This is a genomic window from Dyadobacter subterraneus, from assembly GCF_015221875.1.
Classification (GTDB): Bacteria; Bacteroidota; Bacteroidia; order Cytophagales; family Spirosomataceae; genus Dyadobacter; species Dyadobacter subterraneus.
In genome coordinates, this window is sequence record NZ_JACYGY010000006.1 from 1 (window position 1) to 7,332 (window position 7,332).

Genomic DNA, 7,332 nt, shown 5'->3' on the forward strand with positions numbered 1-7,332 from the left:
CGCCACTCTCACGCCATTCCCTTACTAATTTGAACATTTCTTCTGACTGATCCATTTCGATTGGTTTTTAAGTCAAAAGTAAAAACCGCATTCTTGATAAGAAATATGTGGTTCATAGGCTGTTTACTTACTTTTTAGCCATATTCTTGAAATTTAAGCAATAATACGGACATAGGTCGAAGATGAAAGTCAATATCCTAGCAGAATTCTTGACCCTATCACTTAAAGTAAACTTTCCGGCAAGAGATTTTTATTTCCTCTTCGAATCCACTCCTGAGGCGAAATGGAAGGGTCCATCTCACAACGAACGATTTCAAAATTAGCTTTTAATTTCGTAATAATCTCTGGATCAAGCGAAAGTATATATGTTTTAGAATCCGCTAAATCCTTTTTTGTCAAGAAGCAAACGTCATGGCTAGGCGGAAGTTCATAAAGGACAAACCTTTCTAAAACATTCCATTGACCGCAGTATAGATAAGTCTCTATTGGCATATTTAGCAAAGGGATCGGATTATTTATAAAGATATCAAAAAACACCAATTCTAGTCAGGGTTGTACATATTTAATCGGACAAAACCTGTAAATAGATTATTCCTCGCAATGAGACAGAAATATTTAAATTTCAGGCATGTTCTCCGGGTGTTAATAAATAATTTTATCTGATTATTGTTTTCTAAGAACATTGAAAGTCTCCATACTTGCTCTCCAACGACATCACAGAAGATTGAAATTGCAAAAATGGGTATAGGCCATCTTCCGGTCGAAAGAAATTTCTTAAAAAAGAGTATTCGTTAAATATTGATAGCAAAGTCTTAAAAATAACTATCTTCTTACCCCTTGTAAGTAGAAACTATCTGCCATATCCATTAACAAAAGTTGAGAGTTATGGAATTAAGATTGCGGTATTAAAGACGCATTTCTGATGCTTATTCGTATTTGATTTCTGTACTACAGTGATTATTCGGATTCCGTGTATACTTGATAATATGCATTTTAAGGAGATTCAGCGCGGTATCAATCCCAGGCGAAAATCTTATAGGGTATTTATTGGTCGGGCTGTCCAGTTCTAGGCTGCCGTTACCTTAGGGAAAAATTTATTTTTTAACATAGTGGCCAGATCTACCAAGGCAGCCTCCATATTCGTTCATAATGCCAGTTATACCGAATTTTCCACCCTTACTTACACGTGAGCAAGTTTGCTACCGCAATCATTTAATCGATATTGAGTCTATTAAGACATTGTTTCCTCTATATATTTCCCATAGTCTGCTTCAATTAAATCTACCGTTACATTAGTTCGGAGGATTAGAGGTTCTTAGTCGCTATTTGCGTTTATTTACACGCATATTACGCAAACATCCCAACTTCTGCTGAATTGTGTATATTAAACACTATTTTTACAGTATCAGATTAATAATCTGACGTGAGAAATATTTAGTAAAGGGCGTGGGTTTTTCTTGCGCCCTTTTTCAATAGCTAAAATACTTAGATCCTACGGTTGTGGACCCAGCAAGGTTTAATCTGAAATGTGTATAAATGCACATTACCAAAGGTGAAGTAACTACTTTCTGGGTAGCCAGGTCAAATTCTGGTCGAAGTATTTTGAGCCTGCTAAAAACGCATTAAAGCTGTTTAAGTATAGGTGCTCTTGTTCCATCTCTTTCAGCGGGAATTTATTTTCATATTTCTCTTAAGCCAACCCTAGCTTAAAAAGTCTGGATCAGTTCACTTTCCAAAAACGGTGCTGCCGCTTCGAAGACCTATTAGACAATATCATCAAATACTGATTTACAATTATTAGCAAAATAGTTACTTTTGTTTTTTGGGAAATCTAAAACACTATACTGTCTATTAAAATTAATATAAATATTCAAAATGTTTTGAGAATTAATGATCCATTTTTGAATACAAAGTAGGAGTAGAACTGACCAAAATGAAACCCCTGACCAAGAAATTATACAGAGCATGAGAAAAAGTTAGTTCGGTGGATCTGAGAGGATTTTGTTGCTGGCGCCAGACTTGAACGAGACAACCTGAAGCAGTTGATGATATAGATTGATATTTCATATGTTGGACTATATGTGCGGATCAATTATACTGACAGCGGCCACAAGTAGTTCTTTCTAGAAAAATATTGACTGTTAATTTTGAAATCATATACGATTTGAAAATTTAGGATTTAATTTTTAATCAGGTCATTACCAGCCATTAGCAAACAACTAAATATTTATACCTTCAACAATTTCCGATGATGACCAGGGAAAATGCAGAATCGTTAATGGAAGAGGCGGAGGTATATATTGGCCGTAGATATTTTGTTACCACGAACTTTTTACTCACGGAATACGTGTTCGTTGCTGCAAAAATTAATATTGAAGGAGTGCAATTTTTTCCAGTTGCTTTGCTGAGCCCTGTTGTAATTGACAATAATATCGAGGTAGAGCTCATTAAAGTAGTCGAATATTTTAGAAGATAAGGAAATTGCAAACCAAAAATATTACTGCTTTTGACAAATGAACGTTTTTGGAGCGGCAAATTAATTTGTCGTTTGATCATATATATTTTTAAAACTGTGGGGAAGTATGTCGCCGAAGAAAATCCCAATTTATATGAGATACCAGCCACTGTGAGATTAGAACGCTATAACAAAATTTAATTTTTTAAGTCTTACATACTGTATATTCATATATGGGCAAACCTAGAAGAGGTATGTTTACTTTTCGATATAACTTTATGCTAGACATACCGATGTCTTTAGCGCTCAATTCTGAATTATCATAATGGTACCAAATATATGCTGTAAACTTAGTGTTAAATTTCCTGTCAAGCTTTTTTAGGATTTGTAAATGAGGAAATTTCTTGGGTAATTCAATGGTTTAATTTTCCTGATGCACTTATAAGGTATTTTGTACAACTCCATATCAATCAACTAATAATGAGGCTCTTGTGAAGAGAGTCTGCAGTTCACTTTGGCTTAACTTCAATGAATCTATACGTCTCTCAACTTGTTTTAATCCTGCTGCTTTTGTTTTTTGATTAGTCTCTTTTACTTGCTGTTTCTTATATGGTTCCGCTTTTGTAAGCATATTCCAAATGATCACTGCAAGCTTTCTGGCGGTAGCTGTTATAGCCAGCTAGCGAAGCTCTTTGCGGATTTGAATTTATGAATGTCATCGCCTATGGCATTCAACAGACAAAGCACCGTACTGTAACTAATCCCGGATATAGCAAACAAATCCGTTCTGAAATATTGCCAGGCAATAGAAGAGCCGTCAAATACAGGGTATCCAGCCTACCAAGTGCATATTTTTTGACAATAATGGCTTGATTACTTTTGACAAAACATAATGAAATATGGATCAGTCAGAAGAAATGTTCAAATTAGTAAGGCTGTGGCGTAAAAGCGGCCTAAGTCAAAGTGAATTTTGTAAACCGCATAATATCACGGTAGCTAAATTTGGCTACTGGGTGGGAAAAGAGAGATTGGTTGAAAAGGCGACAGGCTTCGTTCATATACCCACTCACCGTTCAGCCTCAGAAAATGCGTATGAGGTCGTTTATCCAAATGGCGTTAAAGTAAATTATCAGGGCAGCGATCTAACTGTACTCTCTGAATTGATCCGGTTTTACTGATGTTTAGTCTGGGCTCATCCCATCAATATTATCTGTACCGTGGCGATTGTGATATGCGGAAGGGTTTTGACGGACTTTGTAGTCTGGTAGATTCCGAGCTAGGAAGAGTAGCACCAGTGGCGAAGTATTTATCTTTCTAAACCGCAGACGTGCGCATATAAAAATGCTTCATTGGGAGCCGGGAGGCTTCGTACTTTACCACAAAAGACTGGAAAGTGGCAGCTTTCCTTCGCCCAAAAAGTCCGGATCCGGAAGTATTTCCTGGAGCGAGTTGGTGTTGATGATCGAGGGCGGCCGCCGCGCGGAATTCAGGTACTGAAAAGCAGTCATAGAAAGCGTTTTATTTTAAAACAATAAGTGCTTTTGATAGCTTGAAAGGCTGTTTTTTTTGTACTTTTAGGTATGCAAACGGCCCCTGTGGAAACCTTGGATAAAGATCAACTGCTCGCTCTTTTAAAAGAACGGGATCCGCAGATATCTGGTTTAACCCAGCAGAATGCATACCTGGAATCTCAGGTAGAGATGTACAAACGGATGCAATTTGGCCAGGGTGGCCCCGCCAGAAACGCGAACGTTTCGAAGGTGATCCGGCACAGATTGCGCTTCCCTTTGAAGCGGCTGTGCAGCAGGTTGTTTTACAAGAGGAAATCCTGCAAGAAAAAATCAGTTATATCCGTAAAAGGCCTAACCATAAAGGCCGTGCCGCGCTGCCCTCGCATTTACCTGTCGAAGAAATTGAGATTTATCCTACAGGCGAATTTTCAGAAATGATTTGCATCGGTAAAGAAGTTACCGAAGAGCTGGATTATGAACCCGCCCGCTTTTTGATCAAAAGATATATACGCTATAAATATGCGTCCAAAAATGGTGAAGGGGTAAAAATCGGTCAGCTTCCAGAGCGTGTAATTGATAAGGGAATACCATCTGCGGGACTTCTTGCCAGCATTTTAACCGATAAATACCAAGACCATCTCCCACGTTACCGGCAGAAACAGCGCTTTGCCAGAGAAGATATCCAGATCGCATCTTCAACGCTTGAAGGCTGGACCAAAGAAGCCTTGATCAAGCTGAAACCGCTTTACGATCAACGGGTCTTTGATATGAAATCGAAGGGCTATTGGCAGGTGGATGAAAGTGTGTGCCTTGACATGATGACAACATCATAGGCCGTTAGATTGATGATGGCAGGCCCATCGCAGGGGATGACAGGCATACCTTGCAAACCACCTTGTGGTGCTTTGACCCGAAAGGACAAGGTGCTGAGCGACAAGGAAAAGGCAGTAATAAGCTGTCAGGTAAGATTCAGTGAGCTGAACGAAAGTGAATTGGCGGAGTAAAGTATCGATATCCACCAGAATCTGTCGAAACTGAATAAAAGCTTTCTTATTCGGGAATTAAGTTTAGCGGCCGGAACCTGGTGTTGGCTAAACGGCAGACGGTACAGAGCCAACAGGACACTGAATCAGGCGATCTGGGGGAACAAGGGAATTTGTACAGGAATGAAAAGGGAAACGCACAAGCGGAAATCCCGCGAGGCAGAATACCGATGATCTGTACAGAGGCGGCCTAAGCTGTAGTACTGATGAAACCACTGTAATGGGGGTGGAGGGAAGGGCTTAGCCAGATTAGTTTTATATAACCAACAACTGTGAAAGGGATGATTGATTACTATGAGACAAAGCAGCATCCGATTACCAAGAAAATGGTATTTGATGCATACAAGAAGGTAAGGGAAAACAAAGGGAATGCCGGGATTGACGGTCAGAGCCTAGAAGACTTTGCGGAAAATCCAGCGGGGAATCTTTACAGGATCTGGAACCGGATGAGCTCTGGCAGTTATTACCCTTCGGTTGTCAAACAGGTTCTGATACCCAAGAAGTCGGCAGGTACGCGAGCTTTAGGAATCCCTTCCGTTAGTGACCGGATCGCCCAGCAGGTGGTAAAGAGTTATCTTGAACCAAAAGTAGATGATAGCTTTCACCCGGATAGTTATGGTTACCGTCCGCATAAGAGTGCACATCAGGCGTTAGCAAAAGCGACCGCCAATTGCGGATATTACGGCTGGGTAGTGGACCTTGACATACGGGGATTTTTCGATAACATTGATCATGAGCTGATGATGCTGGCAGTAAAGCAGTACACCCAGGAAAAATGGGTACTGATTTACATTGAACGCTGGCTTAAAGCCGGGGTTTTCAGGGATGGTATTATTGAGAAAAGACAAAAGGGTACACCTCAGGGAGGCGTAATCTCACCCTTGCTCAGTAATATATTCCTGCACTTTGTGTTTGACAAATGGATGGAGAAGCATCATCCGAATATGCCGTTTGAGCGGTATTGTGACGATGCGATCATTCATTGTAAAACAGAAAAGCAAGCACAGTTCATCAAGGCTGTTGTGGCGAAAAGAATGAAGGCGTGCAAACTTGCGTTGAATGAAGAGAAAACGCATATCGTGTATTGCAAGAATATGACTCATACTGAAAATCGAAAAGAAGTAAGCTTTGATTTTCTGGGTTATACTTTCCGACCGCTTCGCCGGCCTACCAAAAACGGGTGGAAACTGACATACTTTCCGTGCATGAGCACCAGCTCGAAGAATGATGTCAGGCAGAAACTCAGAAAGATTGTCTGGCGAGGTTATAGTGGGACAATACAAGAGCTAGCGAAAGTACTCAACCCTAAAATTCGGGGCTGGTATCGTTATTACTGTGAATATTCTCATTGGACAACCCGGGGACTTTGGTATTGGCTTAATCAAAAGATGGTCAAATGGATAATGAAAACCAAAAAGATGGGGAAAAGCAGAGCTCATAAATGGCTCCTGAGAGTCTATGAATCGAATCCTCGACTTTTTGAACATTGGTATTATGTGCGACCCTACTGAAATGTAAAGCTAATCTGGAAGCGCCGTGTGATGGGAGACTATCACGCACGGTGCTGTGAGAGACTTGGGCTGAAATGCCCTTGTCTACTCGACCCGATTAAAGTACTGGAAAGTGACAAGAAAGGCGCTTGCCACCAAGGCTATTACTGGGTCTATCATAGCCCTTTGGATGGTGTAGTTCTCTTTGATTATCAGCCTACAAGAGGATCCTTAGGTGCGAAAACGATGTTAGAAAGCTTCAAAGGCTATCTGCAGACGGATGGGTATGCAGTTTATGAAAAGCACGGAAAACGTAAGGACGTTACCCATCTAGCCTGCTGGGCGCATGCGCGAAGAGACCGCGACGGCGGACCGTTTTGAACGAGCACTGGATAATGACAAAACCAGAGCACAAAAAGCGCTATCGATGATCCAGCAGCTGTACGCTGTGGAGCGGAAGGCCAGCCAGCAGATGCTGGCGGCTGACGAAATTAAAGAACTGCGGCTGGCAGAATCTCTTCCGGTTATCAACGAGTTGGGAAAATGGATCTTTGAACAAATTAAAAGTACACTCCCAAAAAGCCAGATTGGGAAAGCGATGCAATATAGTTATAGCCGCTGGGATTCGCTTAGTGCATATTTATACAATGGGAATCTGCTGATCGATAATAATCAAATCGAAAATTCCATACGCCCGTTGGCCCTGGGTTATGGATAGTTAAAGATTATGCAAAGCAATAGTCTAAAATCAATGTTTCCAGGTAGTTGACTCTATATTTCCGATAAATCGCTTTGCATAATATTATTCATTTTCACCTTCAAAAGTTCGATGG

At 40.5% G+C, this 7,332-nt stretch carries 4 protein-coding genes and 2 pseudogenes; all 6 read left to right on the forward strand.

All coding sequences use genetic code 11. The annotated features are described in order from the left end of the window. Positions 1-2,248: 2,248 nt before the first annotated feature. Positions 2,249-2,476: a hypothetical protein gene (locus tag IEE83_RS32615; protein WP_194124948.1), complete on the forward strand. Its 228-nt coding sequence runs from the start codon at positions 2,249-2,251 to the stop codon at positions 2,474-2,476. 878 nt (positions 2,477-3,354) lie between these two features. Next, a complete protein-coding gene (gene tnpA, locus IEE83_RS32620; protein ID WP_194124949.1) occupies positions 3,355-3,633 on the forward strand; it encodes an IS66 family insertion sequence element accessory protein TnpA in 279 nt (92 codons plus the stop codon). 112 nt (positions 3,634-3,745) lie between these two features. Then, positions 3,746-3,952, forward strand: a pseudogene (tnpB, locus tag IEE83_RS33165) (IS66 family insertion sequence element accessory protein TnpB); the annotation flags it as partial. A 220-nt stretch (positions 3,953-4,172) separates the two neighbouring features. Then, positions 4,173-4,799, forward strand: coding sequence for an IS66 family transposase (locus tag IEE83_RS32635; protein ID WP_438821036.1), 627 nt, complete (start codon positions 4,173-4,175; stop codon positions 4,797-4,799). 491 nt (positions 4,800-5,290) lie between these two features. Continuing rightward, positions 5,291-6,520, forward strand: coding sequence for a group II intron reverse transcriptase/maturase (gene ltrA, locus IEE83_RS32640; protein WP_194124951.1), 1,230 nt, complete (start codon positions 5,291-5,293; stop codon positions 6,518-6,520). A 93-nt stretch (positions 6,521-6,613) separates the two neighbouring features. Further along, positions 6,614-7,208: pseudogene (locus IEE83_RS32645) on the forward strand (IS66 family transposase); the annotation flags it as partial. Between the last annotated feature and the right edge of the window lie 124 nt (positions 7,209-7,332).